The organism is Mesorhizobium sp. M1322, assembly GCF_040318085.1.
Classification (GTDB): Bacteria; Pseudomonadota; Alphaproteobacteria; order Rhizobiales; family Rhizobiaceae; genus Mesorhizobium.
Window position 1 is genome coordinate 13,047 of record NZ_JAMYLP010000077.1, and the last position, 15,248, is coordinate 28,294.

The 15,248-nt window shown below is 61.6% G+C and carries 15 protein-coding genes and 1 pseudogene; 9 read left to right on the forward strand and 7 right to left on the reverse strand.

From position 1 onward, the window contains the following. Window positions 1-60: 60 nt before the first annotated feature. Together NKH12_RS23250 and argB are read left to right on the forward strand one after the other, a co-directional pair. Complete coding sequence (locus tag NKH12_RS23250) at window positions 61-1,557, forward strand: amidase (RefSeq protein ID WP_352955287.1); 1,497 nt, start codon at window positions 61-63, stop codon at window positions 1,555-1,557. Window positions 1,558-1,656: 99 nt separating this feature from the next. Beyond that, on the forward strand, window positions 1,657-2,550 hold the full coding sequence (argB, locus tag NKH12_RS23255; protein WP_352955288.1) for an acetylglutamate kinase: 894 nt from the start codon (window positions 1,657-1,659) through the stop codon (window positions 2,548-2,550). Between the two features lie 58 nt (window positions 2,551-2,608). Here argB and NKH12_RS23260 read toward each other — a convergent pair whose 3' ends face one another. Then, window positions 2,609-3,085, reverse strand: a complete 477-nt coding sequence (locus tag NKH12_RS23260; RefSeq protein WP_029347288.1) for an Lrp/AsnC family transcriptional regulator — start codon at window positions 3,083-3,085, stop codon at window positions 2,609-2,611. 135 nt (window positions 3,086-3,220) lie between these two features. Between NKH12_RS23260 and phhA the strand changes: the two genes are divergently transcribed. After that, on the forward strand, window positions 3,221-4,057 hold the full coding sequence (phhA, locus tag NKH12_RS23265; protein WP_352955289.1) for a phenylalanine 4-monooxygenase: 837 nt from the start codon (window positions 3,221-3,223) through the stop codon (window positions 4,055-4,057). 98 nt (window positions 4,058-4,155) lie between these two features. On the opposite strand, the pseudogene NKH12_RS23270 reads toward phhA, so the two are convergent. From NKH12_RS23270 to NKH12_RS23280, 3 genes and pseudogenes are all read right to left on the reverse strand, one after another. Then, window positions 4,156-5,596 (reverse strand): annotated as a pseudogene (locus NKH12_RS23270) (GMC oxidoreductase). Then, entirely contained in the window at window positions 5,593-5,748 is a 156-nt protein-coding gene (locus tag NKH12_RS23275) for a hypothetical protein (RefSeq protein ID WP_352955290.1), read from the reverse strand. Before NKH12_RS23275 ends, NKH12_RS23270 begins: the two are co-directional and overlap by 4 nt. Window positions 5,749-5,916: 168 nt before the next feature. Further along, window positions 5,917-6,678, reverse strand: coding sequence for a GGDEF domain-containing protein (locus tag NKH12_RS23280; RefSeq protein ID WP_352955291.1), 762 nt, complete (start codon window positions 6,676-6,678; stop codon window positions 5,917-5,919). A gap of 161 nt (window positions 6,679-6,839) precedes the next feature. On the opposite strand from NKH12_RS23280, the gene NKH12_RS23285 reads away from it, so the two are divergent. Next, window positions 6,840-7,547 carry a pyrimidine 5'-nucleotidase gene (locus tag NKH12_RS23285; RefSeq protein WP_352955292.1) on the forward strand — a complete coding sequence of 236 codons (708 nt, stop codon included), beginning with the start codon at window positions 6,840-6,842 and terminating at the stop codon, window positions 7,545-7,547. Between the two features lie 40 nt (window positions 7,548-7,587). On the opposite strand, the gene NKH12_RS23290 is transcribed toward NKH12_RS23285, so the two are convergent. Beyond that, the gene (locus NKH12_RS23290) at window positions 7,588-8,427 is read right to left on the reverse strand and encodes an LOG family protein (protein ID WP_082982714.1); all 840 of its coding nucleotides are present in this window, start codon (window positions 8,425-8,427) and stop codon (window positions 7,588-7,590) included. Between the two features lie 158 nt (window positions 8,428-8,585). Here NKH12_RS23290 and dapD point away from each other — a divergent pair, with 158 nt between their 5' ends. The 4 genes from dapD to NKH12_RS23310 all read left to right on the forward strand — a co-directional run bounded on the left by dapD (window position 8,586) and on the right by NKH12_RS23310 (window position 11,832). Continuing rightward, complete coding sequence (gene dapD, locus NKH12_RS23295; RefSeq protein ID WP_352955293.1) at window positions 8,586-9,440, forward strand: 2,3,4,5-tetrahydropyridine-2,6-dicarboxylate N-succinyltransferase; 855 nt, start codon at window positions 8,586-8,588, stop codon at window positions 9,438-9,440. Window positions 9,441-9,466: 26 nt separating this feature from the next. Next, a complete protein-coding gene (locus NKH12_RS23300) occupies window positions 9,467-9,838 on the forward strand; it encodes a DUF805 domain-containing protein (RefSeq protein WP_352955294.1) in 372 nt (123 codons plus the stop codon). Window positions 9,839-9,855: 17 nt separating this feature from the next. Then, window positions 9,856-10,578: a hypothetical protein gene (locus NKH12_RS23305; protein WP_352955295.1), complete on the forward strand. Its 723-nt coding sequence runs from the start codon at window positions 9,856-9,858 to the stop codon at window positions 10,576-10,578. A gap of 153 nt (window positions 10,579-10,731) precedes the next feature. Beyond that, complete coding sequence (locus NKH12_RS23310; protein WP_352955296.1) at window positions 10,732-11,832, forward strand: GGDEF domain-containing protein; 1,101 nt, start codon at window positions 10,732-10,734, stop codon at window positions 11,830-11,832. 12 nt (window positions 11,833-11,844) lie between these two features. On the opposite strand, the gene NKH12_RS23315 is transcribed toward NKH12_RS23310, so the two are convergent. Further along, window positions 11,845-12,222, reverse strand: coding sequence for a 2-dehydropantoate 2-reductase N-terminal domain-containing protein (locus NKH12_RS23315; protein ID WP_352955297.1), 378 nt, complete (start codon window positions 12,220-12,222; stop codon window positions 11,845-11,847). Window positions 12,223-13,046: 824 nt separating this feature from the next. Between NKH12_RS23315 and NKH12_RS23320 the strand changes: the two genes are divergently transcribed. After that, window positions 13,047-13,247, forward strand: a complete 201-nt coding sequence (locus NKH12_RS23320) for a CsbD family protein (RefSeq protein ID WP_352955298.1) — start codon at window positions 13,047-13,049, stop codon at window positions 13,245-13,247. 428 nt (window positions 13,248-13,675) lie between these two features. Here NKH12_RS23320 and NKH12_RS23325 read toward each other — a convergent pair whose 3' ends face one another. Then, window positions 13,676-15,133: an ATP-binding protein gene (locus NKH12_RS23325; protein ID WP_352955299.1), complete on the reverse strand. Its 1,458-nt coding sequence runs from the start codon at window positions 15,131-15,133 to the stop codon at window positions 13,676-13,678. Window positions 15,134-15,248 lie beyond the last annotated feature (115 nt).

The following is a 15,248-nucleotide window of genomic DNA, read 5'->3' on the forward strand; positions in this document are numbered from 1 at the left end:
GGACTTCGATTGCCAAGAAAATCCGCAACCGCTAGCCTTCTCACAGCGGGGAGAGCGGCAATGTCGGTTGAACGGGTCTTGTGGGAGCACGACGCAACCGGGCTTGCCAGCTTGGTGCGCAAGGGCGAGATCGCGCCGCAGGAGCTCGTCGATGCGGCGATTGCGCGAGCCGAGGCCACCCGCCCGGACATCAACGCCATCGCCGAGCCGCTTTACGAGGCGGCGCGGACGCGGGCGAAAACCATCGACCGCAAGCTGCCGCTGGCCGGTGTGCCCTTTGCCCTGAAGGATCTCGGCATCGCCATGAAAGGCGTGCCGACGCATGGCGGCAGCCGCATTCCGGCTTTCGTTGCCGATTTCGACTCGGTGATGACCGAACGCCATCTGGCCGCCGGCCTTGTCCCGATCGCCACCAGCACCTCGCCCGAACATGGGCTGAGGCTGATGACCGAATCCGCCGCTTTCGGCATCACCCGCAATCCGTGGAATACGGCCCATACCAGCGGCGGCTCGTCTGGAGGTGCGGCGGCGCTGGTCGCGGCCGGCGTCGTGCCGGTGGCACATGCTTCGGATGGCGGCGGCTCGATCCGCGTTCCCGCAGCCTGCACCGGGCTGGTCGGGCTGAAAACCTCGCGCGGCCGTGTGCCGCTGTCGCCGCTCGTCACCGAAAGTTGGTACGGTCTGGTTGTCGACCACGCCGTTGCCCGCTCGGTCCGGGATTCGGCCTTGCTGCTTGACCTGACGCATGGACCCGATCCGCTGTCACCGTATGCGGCGCCGCCGCCGAGGGGAACTTTTGCCGCCGCAGCAGTGCGTGACCCCGGCAAGCTGAAACTGGCCGTCTACCGGAAATCGCCGCTCGGCCTGCCGATATCGGCCGAGACGCTGACGGCGCTGGACACGGCTGTGGCATTGGCGCGCGAAGGTGGCCACACGATCGAAGAGATTGACCTGCCCTATATCGGCCGCGACTTCATCGCCGATTTCGCCAGGACCGTGGCTGCGGCAGTCGCCGGCGCGATGCGCGCCGAGGCCTTGCGTGTCGGCCGCTCCGTTTCGGGCGATGTCGAGCGCGCCACGCGTCTGATGAGCCGCTTCGGCGAAATCCTTTCGGCCGGCGAGATCTACGCCGGCCTGCAGCGGCTGCATGCCACGTCGCGCCGCCTGATTACCGAGACCGCGCCGTACGATGCCGTGCTGATGCCTGTTATCGCCCATCCGCCGCTCGCCTGCCGCGCCATGGACCCGAAGGGCGCCGATGCGTTCATAGAGGACGTGCTCGACAGGCTGCGCCTCGCCCGTCTGCTGAAATTCAAGCCGCTGTTCGGCCAGTTGGTGGACAAAAGCCTGTGGTTCACCCACTGGCCGGCGATCCAGAACGTCAGCGGCCAGCCGTCGATCGCGCTGCCTGTCCACGTCACCGATACCGGCCTGCCGCTCGGCATCCAGGCCGCCGGCCGACCCGGCGACGAGGAGACCTTGTTGTCCTTCGCCGCGCAAATGGAGAAGATTTCGGGATGGCAGGCGCGGCGGGCGCCGCTGCAGATGCCGGCATAAAGCGGGCCGATTTCACCTGATGTGGCAGCAAAGCCGTTTGCCCCCTGCGCCAATTCCCGCTAAGACGCCGCCGTTCATGCCAAGCTGGGAACCATGCCGATGACGGACCTCGCCGCCACCGCCGAAATGCAGGCCGCGCTGCTTTCGAGGGCGCTGCCTTACATGCAGCGCTACGAAAACAAGACGGTGGTGGTGAAATATGGCGGCCATGCCATGGGCGATATTGCGCTCGGCAAGGCCTTCGCCCGCGACATCGCGCTGCTGAAACAATCCGGCGTCAATCCGATCGTCGTCCATGGCGGCGGGCCGCAGATCGGCGCCATGCTGAGCAAGATGGGCATCGAATCGAAGTTCGAAGGGGGCCTGCGCGTCACCGACCAGAAGACCGTCGAGATCGTCGAGATGGTGCTGGCCGGCTCGATCAACAAGGAAATCGTCGCGCTGATCAATGCCGAGGGCGAATGGGCGATCGGCCTATGCGGCAAGGACGGCAACATGGTTTTCGCCGAAAAGGCACGCAAGACCTTGATCGACCCGGACTCCAATATCGAGCGCGTGCTCGATCTCGGCTTTGTCGGCGAGCCGGTAGAGGTCGACCGCACGCTGCTTGACCTTCTGGCGCGGTCCGAAATGATCCCGGTGCTGGCGCCGGTGGCGCCGGGCCGCGACGGCCACACCTACAACATCAATGCCGACACCTTTGCCGGCGCGATTGCCGGCGCCTGCCAGGCGACACGCCTTCTGTTTCTCACCGACGTGCCCGGCGTGCTCGACAAGAACAAGAAGCTGATCGATGAGCTGACCGTGGCCGAGGCAAAGGCTCTGATCAAAAATGGCACGGTGTCGGGCGGCATGATCCCCAAGGTCGAGACCTGCATCGAGGCGATCGACCGCGGCGTCGAAGGCGTCGTCATCCTCAACGGCAAGACGCCGCATTCGGTGCTGCTCGAACTGTTTACCGAACACGGCGCCGGCACGCTGATCGTGCCGTGAGCGCAGGCTGGCAGCTTGTCGGCCAGAAATCACGGGCGGCGCAGGCGCCAGGGCGAACTCATCGCCTGAGGTGCCCAAGCGGCACGTGGCCCGGCCCCTTGATGTTCTGCAGCACGAGCTGCGTGTGGACGTCGCGCACGCCGTCGAGCCGCATCAGCCGGTGCATGACAAAGGCGTTGAGCTCGTCGACCGACGGCACCATCACATGCAACAGGAAATCGTAGTCGCCGGTCATCGTCCAGCACGACGACACCTCGTCCATGCGCTGCACGGCGGCGATGAAGGTTTCGGGCGAACCGTCGCTGTGGGTTACGAGCCGCACCTGAATGAACACTTCGACCATCAGGCCGATGGCGCGGCGGCTGAGCACAGCGGCAAAGCCCTTGATGATGCCGGCGCTCTGAAGAGCCTCGAAGCGGCGCGCGCATGGCGTCGTCGACAGGCCGATCTCCTGCGCCAGTTCCGACACCGGCTTGCGCCCATCACGCTGCAAGATGTCGAGCATCTTGATCTCAAAATCGTCAAACTGAGGCACTTTCACTCTCCTACAGCTTTGCTGTGGTGGCTTTTACCTCAAATCGCGTGTTCGAGCCATCATCAAAGCGGATTTGCCTCACCGGACCCGGCTAAACTCTTATGATGTTAGTCGCGATTTCCTGGGAGAACAGCCATGACGATGAGCGTTGCCGACTACGCCCGCGAATGCGCGGCGCAAGGCCTTCGCGGCGACTATTCGGTCTGCCGTGCCGACTTCACCGTGGAGCAGAGCTACAACTACACTGCTGACGAGCAGGCCGTATGGCGCACGCTGTGCGACCGCCAGACAAAGCTGACGCAAAAGCTGGCGCATCAGTCCTATCTCGACGGCGTCGCCACGCTGGGCCTGCTCGATAAGATTCCGGATTTCGGTGTTGTCAGCGAAAAGCTGCGCAAGCTTACCGGTTGGGAAATCGTCGCCGTGCCGGGCCTCATTCCCGCGCCAGCCTTTTTCGTCCACCTCGCCGCCCGGCGTTTCCCGGTGACCAACTGGCTGCGGACGAAACAAGAGCTCGACTACATCGTCGAGCCGGACATGTTCCACGACTTCTTCGGCCACGTACCGGTCCTCACGCAGCCGGTCTTTGCCGATTTCATGCAGATGTACGGCGAGAAGGCCGAGCATCTGATCGCGCTCGGCGGCGACGAGATGATCAGCCGCCTTTACTGGTACACCGTCGAATACGGGTTGATACAGGAAGCCGGCCAACCGCTGAAGGCTTTCGGCGCCGGGCTGATGTCGTCCTTTGCGGAACTTCAATTCGCGATTGAAAGCAAGGATGCGCACCATGTCCCCTTCGATCTGGAAACGGTGATGCGTACCAGCTACGAGATAGACAAGTTCCAGCGCGCCTATTTTGTGCTGCCGTCCTTCGACGTTTTGCGCGATGGATTCCAGAACGTCGCCGAGATGGCGGCGATCGTCGGACGCCACAAGGGCAAGCCGGCGCTCGACCCGGCGAAACTTTAGACACTGGCAGGCTCGGACGCTCGCAGCCGATCGGCGCGGGCGTCATTGGTGGTGCACTGTGATAACGACCCCTCGGCCGGCTCGGCTGAGCCGGCCTTCTACACGCCAATGAGCTTGCCGAGGTGGTCGCCCAGCCGGCAGGCCAACGCGACGATTGTCGTCGTCGGGTTGCATTCGCCGGACGTGCAGAACACGGAGGAACCGCCGACATAGAGATTGTCCATGCCGTGCACCTTTGAGTTGGCGTCCACCACGCTCCTGGTCACATCCGTGCCCATACGCGTGCCGCCCATATGGTGGTGACCGGCCAGTTCCTCATTCGTCGGATAGTCCCCGCCACTGGCGAGCCAGTCGGCGATGCGCACCCGGCCGATATCCTTCCGGACGAGCGTCTTGCCGAACAGCCTCAAGCCCTCGAGGAGCGTGCGGCGCTCCAGCTCCGACTTTTTCCAGTGCAGCTCGATGCGCGGCGCGCCGGCAGGATCGACATCGGTCTTCGACAACCGGATCTGGTTCGAGGCCAGCGGCGCCTGTTCCCAGGCGACATAGAGCTGGGCGGCGCAGCGCAGGTTCTGGCTGAGCTGATGGAACACCCATTCGGCCATCTCGGGCCGCCGTGCAGGCGAGGTCGGCGATGACGCTTTTGATGCCGGGGTACGGCGTCTCGATCAGCCTGATGCCGAAATTCATGATCTCGAGGCGCTCCATGGCCGCCAGCGTCGGCGAGAAGAAAGCCTCGTTGGTGGCGTCGACCTCGAACTCGCTATAGTCGGCGAGGATGGCATTGCCGCCCTCGAAGGTCGGATGCTCCATCCAATAGCGGCCGAGCGCTGTCGCCTTCGGCACCACGCCGCCGTTCGAGCGCTGGTTCGACCACAGAAGCAGCCGCGAGTTTTCCAGACCGCCGGTGCAGACGACAAAATAGTCGGCGGTGAAAGAGCCGGCATCCTGGCCGCTCGACCACAGTTTGGCGCCGGTCACCCTCTTACCGTCGCCGGTAAGCTCGGTGGCATAGGTGCTGAGCACCACGGCCACGTTCCTGCTCCTGTCGAGTTCGTCGGCGAATTTTTCGCCGAAGCGTACGGCCGGGCTCTTGATCAGCTGCACCCAGCGAATATCTTCCGAGATCGGCACATCCGGCCGGAAGTCGGGAAGTTCCAGGATGTCCTGGACTTCGGGCAGATAGGGCTCGATGTCGGCACGGCTGATCGGCCAGCCGGTATCCGGCGCCCAGGCCTTGGGCTCGAAATCTTGGCTGTCGAGCACCCGGCACCAGCCGGCCCAGTGATTGGAGCTGCCGCCCATGAAGCGCAACCGGGTGATGTCGAGATCGAAATAGGGGTCGCCGACCGTGACGCCGCGGTAGAAATCCTGCGAATCGTCGCCGAACTCGCGAGAGCCGGCCTCCAGCACCACGACCGGAATGCCGGCCGCGCCGAGTTTCCTGGCGATCGTGATGCCGGTTGGCCCGGAGCCGAGAATGCAGACCTTGGCGGTGAAATTCGCAGCGCGAAATGCCTCGTAGCTGTCGAAGATCAAGTGAGGTCGCTCCTTTTGAGGATCCAACCATTGACCTCGACGATCGCGTCCGGATCGACATCGGGCAGCTTGTGGAACAGCGACAGGGCCGGCAATGCGATCAGGGCCTGCACGATCGTGCGGCGCGATATCTTCTTGGTGAAGAAACTCATGGCACGTCTCTCGATAGCTTCGATCCACGCATGGCGTTCCCTGAACGGCACATACTCGCCAGGAGAAGCCAATTCCGTGCGAAACCTAGCGGCACACTTTGCTTAAGCCGTGTAAGCGGCCTGGCTGAGTCCAAACAGCGTTAGGATTTCCTTAATGAGCGAGACCGCTCAGGCCGCTTCGGAAATGTCCCTGTCCAGGATGGTCAGATTACGGCCGCGATGCTTGGCCTGGTAAAGGCGATGGTCGGCGGCACGCATCAGATCCGATACGCCGGCATCCTCGCCGCAGGTGACACCGCCGATGCTGACGGTGAGGGGTATGACCCGCTCATCGACGGGACGGAAGCGGATCAGTTCGACTTCACGGCGAATGCGTTCGGCGACGCGTTTGGCTTCCTGTTCGGTGGCGCCGACCAGAAACGCACCGAATTCCTCGCCGCCGATGCGGCCGATCACGTCGCCGCTGCGCACGCCGCGCTCGATCGCGCTTGCAATAAGGAGCAACGCCTCGTCGCCGGTCAGGCGGCCGTAGCTGTCGTTGATGATCTTGAAGTGGTCGGCATCGATGATCAGCAACGCACCGCGATCGGATTTACGCCGGGAGGCGTCGAGCGCCGCAAAGAAGCTCGCGCGGTTGAGCATGCCGGTCATGTCGTCGCGGCTCGCTTTTTCCGACAGGCGCCGATGCGCTGCGGCGAGCTGGGCATGAGCGCGGGCGAGGTCGCGATGCGCGCTTTTCAACCTCTCGCCCTGCCAGAACGTATAAGCGCCGGCGATCCAGGCGAGGGCCAGCGGGCAGACCGTGGAAGTCAGCCAGATCGTGCGGTTGATCGGAAAGCCCATTGCCGGGACGACGACCAGCGTCAACAAAAGCGAGACCGCGAGGGAGGCGAAAGCGACGGCGGCAGACTTCAGAAATATGCGGCTCATCGCTTGTTCCCCCTGAACCGTCTCTGTGCCAGCAAGCCCTGAATGCCACCTTTCGGCGATGCCTAAAATTTGAATCATCGCGCCATTTCCGCCACTCGCAACGCGCATAAGTTGTGGATAAAGCCTCTGCCAAAGGCAGTGTTTCGTGCCATAAGGATTGCATGACCACGCTCCCGGAACCCGCCCGCTTTGCCCATGTCACCGACTGGGTGTTCGACCTCGACAACACGCTCTATCCGCACCATTCGAACCTGTTCTCGCAGATCGATGTGAAGATGACCGCCTATGTCGGAGAACTGCTGACGCTGCCACGCGACGATGCCCGCAAGCTGCAGAAGGAACTCTACCGGGAATACGGCACGACGCTGAACGGTCTGATGGCGCGCCACGGCATCGATCCCGACGATTTTCTCGAGAAGGTCCATGATATCGACTATTCCTGGCTGGTTCCCGATCCCGTTCTCGGCACCGCGATCCGCCAGCTTCCCGGCCGCAAGTTCATCTTCACCAATGGCGACCGCAGGCATGCCGAACGCACCGCGCGCCAACTCGGCATCCTCGACCATTTCGATGACATCTTCGATATCGTCGCTGCCGGGCTGAACCCCAAGCCGGCGCGCCAGACCTATGAGAAGTTTGCGGAACTCCACGCCGTCACCGGCCACAATGCGGTGATGTTCGAGGATCTGGCCCGCAACCTGTCCGTGCCGAAATCGCTGGGCATGACGACGGTGCTGGTCGTGCCGCGCAACTTCGAGCCGACCTTCTCGGAGATCTGGGAACGTGACCCGGCCAACGAGGATGATGTGGATTTCGTCACCGACGATCTTGCCGAATTCCTCACCGCGATCGTCGACTTCACCGCTTGAGGCCGTTGCTTCGCGCAGCCGGATCGATACAGCCCGCGGCCTAAAGCTTGTAGAAGCGGCTGATGATCCCCCAGGCCTCGTCGGCGGTGTCGACGAAATCGATGATGTCCTGGTCGCCGGGGGTGATCGTGCCTTGCTCGGCGAGGAAATCGAGATCGATCGCCCGTTTCCAGAACGCCTTGCCGAACAGGATTACCGGCACGCGCTCCATGCGGCCGGTCTGGATCAAGGTCAGCGTCTCGAAGAATTCGTCCATCGTGCCGAAGCCGCCCGGAAACACCGCTACAGCCTTGGCGCGCATGACGAAATGCATCTTGCGGACCGCAAAATAGTGGAAGTTGAAACAGAGCTCGGGCGTCACATAGGCATTTGGCGCCTGCTCGTGCGGCAACACAATGTTGAGGCCGATCGACGGTGCGCCGACATCGTCGGCGCCGCGGTTGCCGGCTTCCATCACGCCAGGCCCGCCGCCCGTCACCACGACGAATTCGCGATAATAAGAGGTGGCCGACTGCTGCGAGCAGAGGCGGGCGAACTTTCGCGCTTCCTCGTAATATTTACTGTTTTTCTCGAGGTTCTTCTTCTGCGTCTCGTTCTTGGCCGCCCAGGCTTCGCCGTCCGGCTCGGGGATACGCGCCCCGCCGAACAGGATGACGGTCGAGCGGATGCCACGCTCGGCCAGAATCATCTCCGGCTTCAACAGTTCGAGTTGCAGCCTGACCGCGCGCAATTCGCGCCGTGTCATGAAGTCGGGATCGTTCCAGGCCAGCCGGTAGGTCTCGGCACGCGTCTGTGGCGTGTCCGGCACGCTTTTCGACCGCTCCAGATCCTCGTCCGAATGCGGCAGCGGCGTCCACCCCGCCTTTTCCATAGGAGTCATATTACCTGCCCGTCCAATATTCACTTACCCAATTATTCACTGGCGCCGTCCCGTGACGCAGCCGCGATTGACCCTCACCAAGCCTTCACATAGGGTCCGGCGACTTTCAAAACAGGTTAAGGTGCGGCCCCTTAACAGCTTGGTAATGGAGCGAATTCATGTCGAAGCCCGATCTGGCGAGTCTCGAAAACACCATCGAAAAAGCTTTCGAGGAACGCGAGACGATTTCGACGGCAACCCGCGGCGCGACGCGCGACGCCATTCAGGCGGCGCTCGACCTGCTCGACCGGGGTATCGCCCGCGTTGCCGAGCGTCAGGCCGACGGCAAATGGCATGTCAACCAGTGGCTGAAGAAAGCGGTGCTGCTGTCGTTCCGGCTCAACCAGATGGAAATCATCAAGGGTGGTCCGGGCCAGGCCGTGTGGTGGGACAAGGTGCAGTCGAAATTCGACGGCTGGAGCGCCATCGATTTCGAGAAGGCAGGTTTCCGCGCCGTGCCGTCGTCGATCGTGCGGCGCTCAGCCTATGTCGCTCCAGGTGCCGTGCTGATGCCGTCCTTCGTCAATGTCGGCGCCTATGTCGACAGCGGCACCATGGTCGACACATGGGCCTCGGTCGGCTCCTGCGCCCAGATCGGCAAGAATGTGCATCTGTCGGGCGGCGTCGGCATCGGCGGCGTGCTGGAGCCGATGCAGGCCAGCCCCACCATCATCGAGGACAATTGCTTCATCGGCGCACGCTCCGAAGTGGTCGAAGGCTGCATCGTGCGCGAGGGCTCGGTGCTCGGCATGGGCGTCTTCATCGGCCAGTCGACCAAGATCGTCGACCGCGCCACCGGTGAGGTTTTCTACGGCGAAGTGCCGGCCAATTCCGTCGTCGTTGCCGGCTCGATGCCCGGCAAGCCGTTGCCCAATGGCGAGCCCGGCCCGAGCCTCTACTGCGCCGTCATCGTCAAGCGGGTCGATGCCAAGACCCGTTCCAAAACCTCGATCAATGAACTGCTTCGCGATTGATGTTTGCAAAGAACGGACGCACCCACTTGCTCGACAGATCTCGATTTCTATGGCTTTTCTTCAGCCTTTCCGGGCGGGTGAACCCCAGTGCCTACGTTTTGGCCGGTCTTTTGCCGCTCCTCGTTCAGCTTTTTCTGCTTTACCAGTTCTCGCGAACGCCGCTAGGCACCGCCGCAAGTCAATACTGGGCGCTCGCCTGGTGGATCGCTGTGGTTGTCTCGGCATGGTCGACCTTTGCGCTAACGGCGAAGCGGTTCCACGATTTCGGCAAGCCAACCTACTACGCATTGATCTCTCTCATCGTCGGCGCCATTCTTCTTATCATTTTGGCCTTTTTCAAAAGTGATCCCGGACCCAACCGCTACGGCAAGCGTACCAATGCGCCCGCCGAATCCTGAGCGCCGGGTATCCAGCCATGCGCTACCGCACGCTTGATTCGAAGCTGATCATCGAAACGGCCGAGCGACTCGAAAAACGCGTGGCCGAGCGTTTTCCCGATGCAGGTTTGCGTGGCGTCGCCATTGAACTTGTGTCACTGTCGCGTGATCTGGCCAAGGCGGCGAAGGCGCTGGAGGCGCCGATCTGGTGGCTGCGCGGCGTCGTCATCGCCGCCATTGCCGCCGGAGCGCTGATGTTCCTGTTCGTCGGCACCATCTTGCCGCTCGGCCGTATCTCGGGAACCGACGATGCCGTCCAGTCGGTGCAAGGCATCGAATCGTTGATCAACATGATCATCCTCGCGGTGCTCGGCTTCCTGGCCTTGATCCGAACCGAGGAGCGCATCAAGCGCAAGCAGGTGTTTCGCAAGCTTCACGGCTTGCGATCGCTGATCCATGTCATCGACATGCATCAGCTGACCAAGGATCCGGCAACGCTTTCAACCGATTTCAAGCCGACATCGCATTCACCGGCACGCATAACCGACCGTGCCGATCTCGCCCGCTATCTCGACTATTGCTCCGAAATGCTGTCGATTACCGGCAAGATCGCCGCGCTGTTCGCCCAGTCGGTCAACGACGATGTGGTCGTCGATGGCGTTAACGACATCGAGTCCCTGAGCTCCAACCTGTCGCGGAAGATCTGGCAAAAGATCACCCTGATCGACGGTCCCTTGCGGCCGGCTCGTCCTGGTACCTAAGCTAATCTTAATCACCTTGGTCCAGCATGCCCGTGGAGACTGTGTCGCCCGACACGGAGCACTCGACTGGCACACGACGAACCCTTGGCCAACCCGAAAACGCGCGGAAAGTGAAGCGCCGGCGCGCGGCTGTTCGCCTGGTTTTCTTCGCCGATGAGAGCGGAACCGGAAGCTGTCCGTGCGCGGCTTCTCGATACCACCTTCGATCGCAAATTCGCTGTCCTGTTCGGCACCATCAGCGTCCTGGTGCTGGCAGTCAGCGCCGCGGTCGTCACCGGCGACCGGTGGCCCTACGCCTGGATCGCGGCCGACCTCATCCTGTTTGCCGTCCGCTTCCTGCTGATGCGGGAATGTGAGCGGGCCCGCAAGCGCGGGGGAACGGGGCCGCTGGCAGGCCTCATGGCCGCCGGGGGCCCATGGTCGGTCATTTTCGGCCTCGGCTGCTATGGCTGCGTCGTCAGCGGGCATATCGCGCTCGCCGTGCTGGCTGCCCTGAATGTCGCAGGCGTCGTCGGCGTGGTGTCGTCCCGCAACGCCGCGACCCCGCGCTACGCCATATTCGTTATGCTGGCCGTAAGCCTGCCTTTCCTGGTTGGCGCGCTGTTTTCGCCGGCGCCCGGAATGTCGATCGTCGGAATTCAAGTGCCGTTCTATGTGGCCGGCGTCATCATCGTGCTGCTTCAAAATCATGCGATCAACGCCCGCATGATCCGCGCCGAACTGGACAATCGCGATCTGGCGATCAAGGACGCCCTGACCGGCCTGCCAAACCGCATCTTCCTTCAGGAGAAACTGCGCGGCATGTGCGGCGAGCTTGCCGCGCCGGCCGCAAATGGCGGCAGGCCGTTTGCCGTTCTCAGCATGGACCTCGACGGCTTCAAACACGTCAATGACTGCTTCGGCCACGCGGTCGGCGACATGCTGCTGCGCAAGGTGGCCGAACGATTGAAACGCGCTTTCCGAGCGGGGGATGTGGTTTTTCGGATCGGCGGTGACGAATTCGTCATCCTGCTGCCCAACACATCCGAGATCGAAGCCACCTATCTTGCAAAGCGGGCTATTGAGAAGATTTCGGTTCCTTTCGACCTTGGCCTGGGCACCGCAATACCCATCGGGTTGAGCATTGGAAGCGCTTTCGCGCCTGCCGATGGCGGCGAGCCGGAAATTCTTCTCACCTGTTCCGATCACGCGCTGTATGAAGCCAAGCGTACCGGCAAGGGCCGTTACTGGGCGCATGTGCGGGCCGCGAACTGACGATCACAGCGATTATTGGCGGCCGTCCGCCATGATGGCCTCGGACGTCAAGCCGGGCGATCCACGCCTTTCCTGCTCTGCCTTGCGCACCAGGGCATGGGCGACAATGAGCGCCGCAATCGCTTCAGTCGCGCCGCTCTTGACCGTCACAAGAATGATTTCGGCGCCGCGCAAGGCGACCGCCGGATCGGCGGTGACCGAAAGCCCATCTGGCTTGATGGAGCGATCGCGGCCGTCAAGGCCGGTGATCCGCAACTCGTCCTTCCGCATGGCCTCTTCGATGTGCGGCCGTGCCAGCAGAATCACCCGTCGCCCGGCGAGCGCCAGGCAGCCGCCGGCATAGCAGCCGATGCTGCCGGCAATGACGATCCTTTTGTCCTCGTTGGCCATCCGATGATGCTGCCTCCAAGTCCCCTGTAGGAAGGATTTCTCAGATATAGCCGAGCACGTGTCTGTTCCGCCGAGGGATCAATCCCCTTTTCTTTGCTGCCCCAATCTTGTGGCGGAAGCGGGCCAGTGGCTACCTCAATGCCCCGCCGGCAGTCCCCGTTGGCAGGCGGCCCCGACACGTGGATGCCTGCCCGTCAGATAACCGGACCCGGGTGCGTTGGCTCTGGAGGAATGTCCGGCGGAATATCAGGTGGAATCTCAGCCGGTCCTTTTCCCGGAGTTGGAATCGGGTGAGACGGCGGTAGGTCTGGCGGTTGATCCGGAGGGCGCTCCGGAGGGGCAGGCGGTCGGGCCGGCTCTGGGTGTGGATTCCCCGGCTGCGGATTCGCGTTGTTCGCATCGGAGTTGTTCATAGGGCGCTCCCTGAATTGAATTCGCCGTGAGCAAGGCGGAATTACCATATTGCTCGAATTCTAGAACTGCGGGCAGACTAAAGCGTTCCCCGGTAAATGGCACCGGAGCGGCAGCGAGCACTGGCGGCCTATGCGGGCGGTAGAATGGCAGTTGGTGGCTAGTCAAATTTGACGCGAGACACGGGGTGTCTCTCTCGGGGACAACTCACGGACGGCCGAACCTTTCCGCGATCCTAGCATTCCATTACCGCAAGGGCCTGCCATGAGGTCGCCCTTATTCTGCGAAGCATCGCTGCCGAACCCATGAGAAGCTTTCAGGCAAACGCCGGGAAAGACGGTGCCGGGCTTTCGCAACTGAGGGAACATTATCGTGTGCGTCCGCATTTGTCCTTGCACAACAAAGGAGAAGTCATGAACTGGGATCAAATCAAGGGAAAGTGGACGCAACTCAAGGGAAAAGCCAAGGAACAATGGGGTGACCTTAACGACGATGATCTTGATCGGGCTGAAGGGAACCGTGATCAACTCGTAGGACGTATCCAAGAACGGTATGGAATCGCCAAGGAAGAAGCCGAGCGCCAGATTGACGACTGGTCCAGACGCATCAGTTGAGATCGCTCGCGACGGGCGGCCTTTGATCATTCAATCGCCGTGCGGGTCTGATAAAGGCAGGATAACCGGCCGAAGCCGACGATCAAGGATAATTGCCTTTTTGAACCATTCTAGGATTGCTCGCCGACATTCCCCCAGCCCCAGCCCATGTCGGCAGCAAAGAAAAAGCGGGTTGGTCCCCGATCCGCTTTTTCGACTTCCAATGCCGACGTGCGCAGAGATGTCCTTGTTTCGTGATCTTCGGTGCCTGAGTCCTTACAGTCGCCTTGCGAAGCGCTCCCTTTTGGAGCGCCCCGAAATAATGGGGCGCCCGTTGGATCGACGCCACCGTCGGCGCCTCCGACATCTGGTTCCCCGCACAGCTTAGCTTGCAGTCGGCGCCTTCAATATAGCTTCAGCTGATCTGGCTAGTGTCCTGTCGCATTTGCCTAAGCGCGCGGAAGGAAGAGATGGATGCTCGTACCCTTTCCAATCTCGCTGTCAATTCGGATACGTCCGCCTGACTGATGGATGAAGCCATAAACCTGACTGAGCCCCAGACCGGTTCCCTCACTGTCGCCCTTGGTGGTGAAGAAAGGCTCGAAAACCTGGGCCAGCACGTCCTTACTCATCCCACAGCCGGTATCGCGTATAGTCACCTGTACGAAAAATGCAGCAATAGCGGGCATGTCTTCTAGATCGTCTGGGACATCGTTTGTCTCAATCGTAAGCGTGCCGCTGCCCGCCATGGCATCCCTGGCATTGACGGCGAGATTGAGGATGGCAACGTCGAGCTGGTTCGCGTCGATGAGAATAGGGCCGAGCGTCGGATCCAAGTCGCATTGGACCTTGACGCCGCTGCCAAGAGTCCGCTCGAGAAGACTGGTAAGAGAGCTGATCCTTTCGTTGAGATCGACGGTCCGAGGGACGAGAGATTGTCGGCGCGAGAATGCGAGCAACTGCTGCGTCAATGCACTGCCATTTTGGGTTCGTCTGTGCATTTCTTCGATGAGCATGGCGACGTTGGGATCCTTTGGATCTAAAGCGATCTGCTTTTCCAGCAGCCGCAGCCCAGACTCGAACGCGGCGATCAGATTCTTAAAATCATGAACAATGCCGGCCATTAGGCGGCCGATCGCTTCCAGCTTCTGTGATTGACGCTGACGCTCTTCCTGCGCGCGTCGCGCCGATACATCACGGAGGCTCGCCAGAAGCGCCGGTTTGCCGTCCCAAGTTACCTCTACCACCCGCATCTCTACGTCTGCTGGCTTTCCGACCGGACGATGTACGGTGATTTCGGCCGTCTCGCCTGAGACGACGGGACGACCGAGCGGAACGTGAAGAAGGTGTTCGGGTCGTTTGCCGAAAATCCGTGCGGCGGCTGGATTGGCGTAAAGCACCGCGCCAGCGAGATCGACAACCAACACGCCGTCCGCCGTATTTTCGATCAGCAGCCGAAAGCTCGGCTGACTGATGCTCGTCTGGCTTGGATTCTCCTCGCAACGTAGAATTTCGGCCACTGTCTGCTTAAGCGCACTACAACCGCTCATGTCGATCAAGCCTTGGTTATCGGAAGGACCCCGGAACACGTCCGGCGCCCCAGTCAGGGGCGCTCCGAGGTGCATCCCTTTGCCGTCGATTGTGAAGCGTCGGATTTGCTTGTCGTGTTCGCTGCCACGCATCTTCAACACCATTAGGCCGCGATGCATGAACTCGGCTTCCTGAATGTAGCGCAACAGGATGATAGAATCGGTGAGCGTCGAGATGTGTTGTTCGCTGGCGGAATGGCCACCCACCAACGATGTGTCAGTGGCTGTGCAAAGTCCCGCAATCTCACGCTTCTTGACGAAAGAGGTGACGCTGATCAGGAACTCGCGAAATCCAGTTTCGGGCGCGACGCGTTCCAAAGCCGAGAGGCTGTCGATGGCTAGTTGTGGAGCCTCAACAGGTTGTCCAGGGTTATATCGAGGCGACTGATGGGTGGTTTGGACTTTAGGCTGCCGTGTGGACGATGCCAATTGT

What these genes read in the sequence shown, in the direction of transcription:
- NKH12_RS23250 (WP_352955287.1), top strand. Translation starts at nt 61, where the DNA reads ATGTCGGTTGAACGGGTCTTGTGGGAGCACGACGCAACCGGGCTTGCC.
- argB (WP_352955288.1), top strand. Translation starts at nt 1,657, where the DNA reads ATGACGGACCTCGCCGCCACCGCCGAAATGCAGGCCGCGCTGCTTTCG.
- phhA (WP_352955289.1), top strand. Translation starts at nt 3,221, where the DNA reads ATGACGATGAGCGTTGCCGACTACGCCCGCGAATGCGCGGCGCAAGGC.
- NKH12_RS23275 (WP_352955290.1), bottom strand. Translation starts at nt 5,748, where the DNA reads ATGAGTTTCTTCACCAAGAAGATATCGCGCCGCACGATCGTGCAGGCC.
- NKH12_RS23280 (WP_352955291.1), bottom strand. Translation starts at nt 6,678, where the DNA reads ATGAGCCGCATATTTCTGAAGTCTGCCGCCGTCGCTTTCGCCTCCCTC.
- NKH12_RS23285 (WP_352955292.1), top strand. Translation starts at nt 6,840, where the DNA reads ATGACCACGCTCCCGGAACCCGCCCGCTTTGCCCATGTCACCGACTGG.
- NKH12_RS23290 (WP_082982714.1), bottom strand. Translation starts at nt 8,427, where the DNA reads ATGACTCCTATGGAAAAGGCGGGGTGGACGCCGCTGCCGCATTCGGAC.
- dapD (WP_352955293.1), top strand. Translation starts at nt 8,586, where the DNA reads ATGTCGAAGCCCGATCTGGCGAGTCTCGAAAACACCATCGAAAAAGCT.
- NKH12_RS23305 (WP_352955295.1), top strand. Translation starts at nt 9,856, where the DNA reads ATGCGCTACCGCACGCTTGATTCGAAGCTGATCATCGAAACGGCCGAG.
- NKH12_RS23310 (WP_352955296.1), top strand. Translation starts at nt 10,732, where the DNA reads ATGAGAGCGGAACCGGAAGCTGTCCGTGCGCGGCTTCTCGATACCACC.
- NKH12_RS23315 (WP_352955297.1), bottom strand. Translation starts at nt 12,222, where the DNA reads ATGGCCAACGAGGACAAAAGGATCGTCATTGCCGGCAGCATCGGCTGC.
- NKH12_RS23320 (WP_352955298.1), top strand. Translation starts at nt 13,047, where the DNA reads ATGAACTGGGATCAAATCAAGGGAAAGTGGACGCAACTCAAGGGAAAA.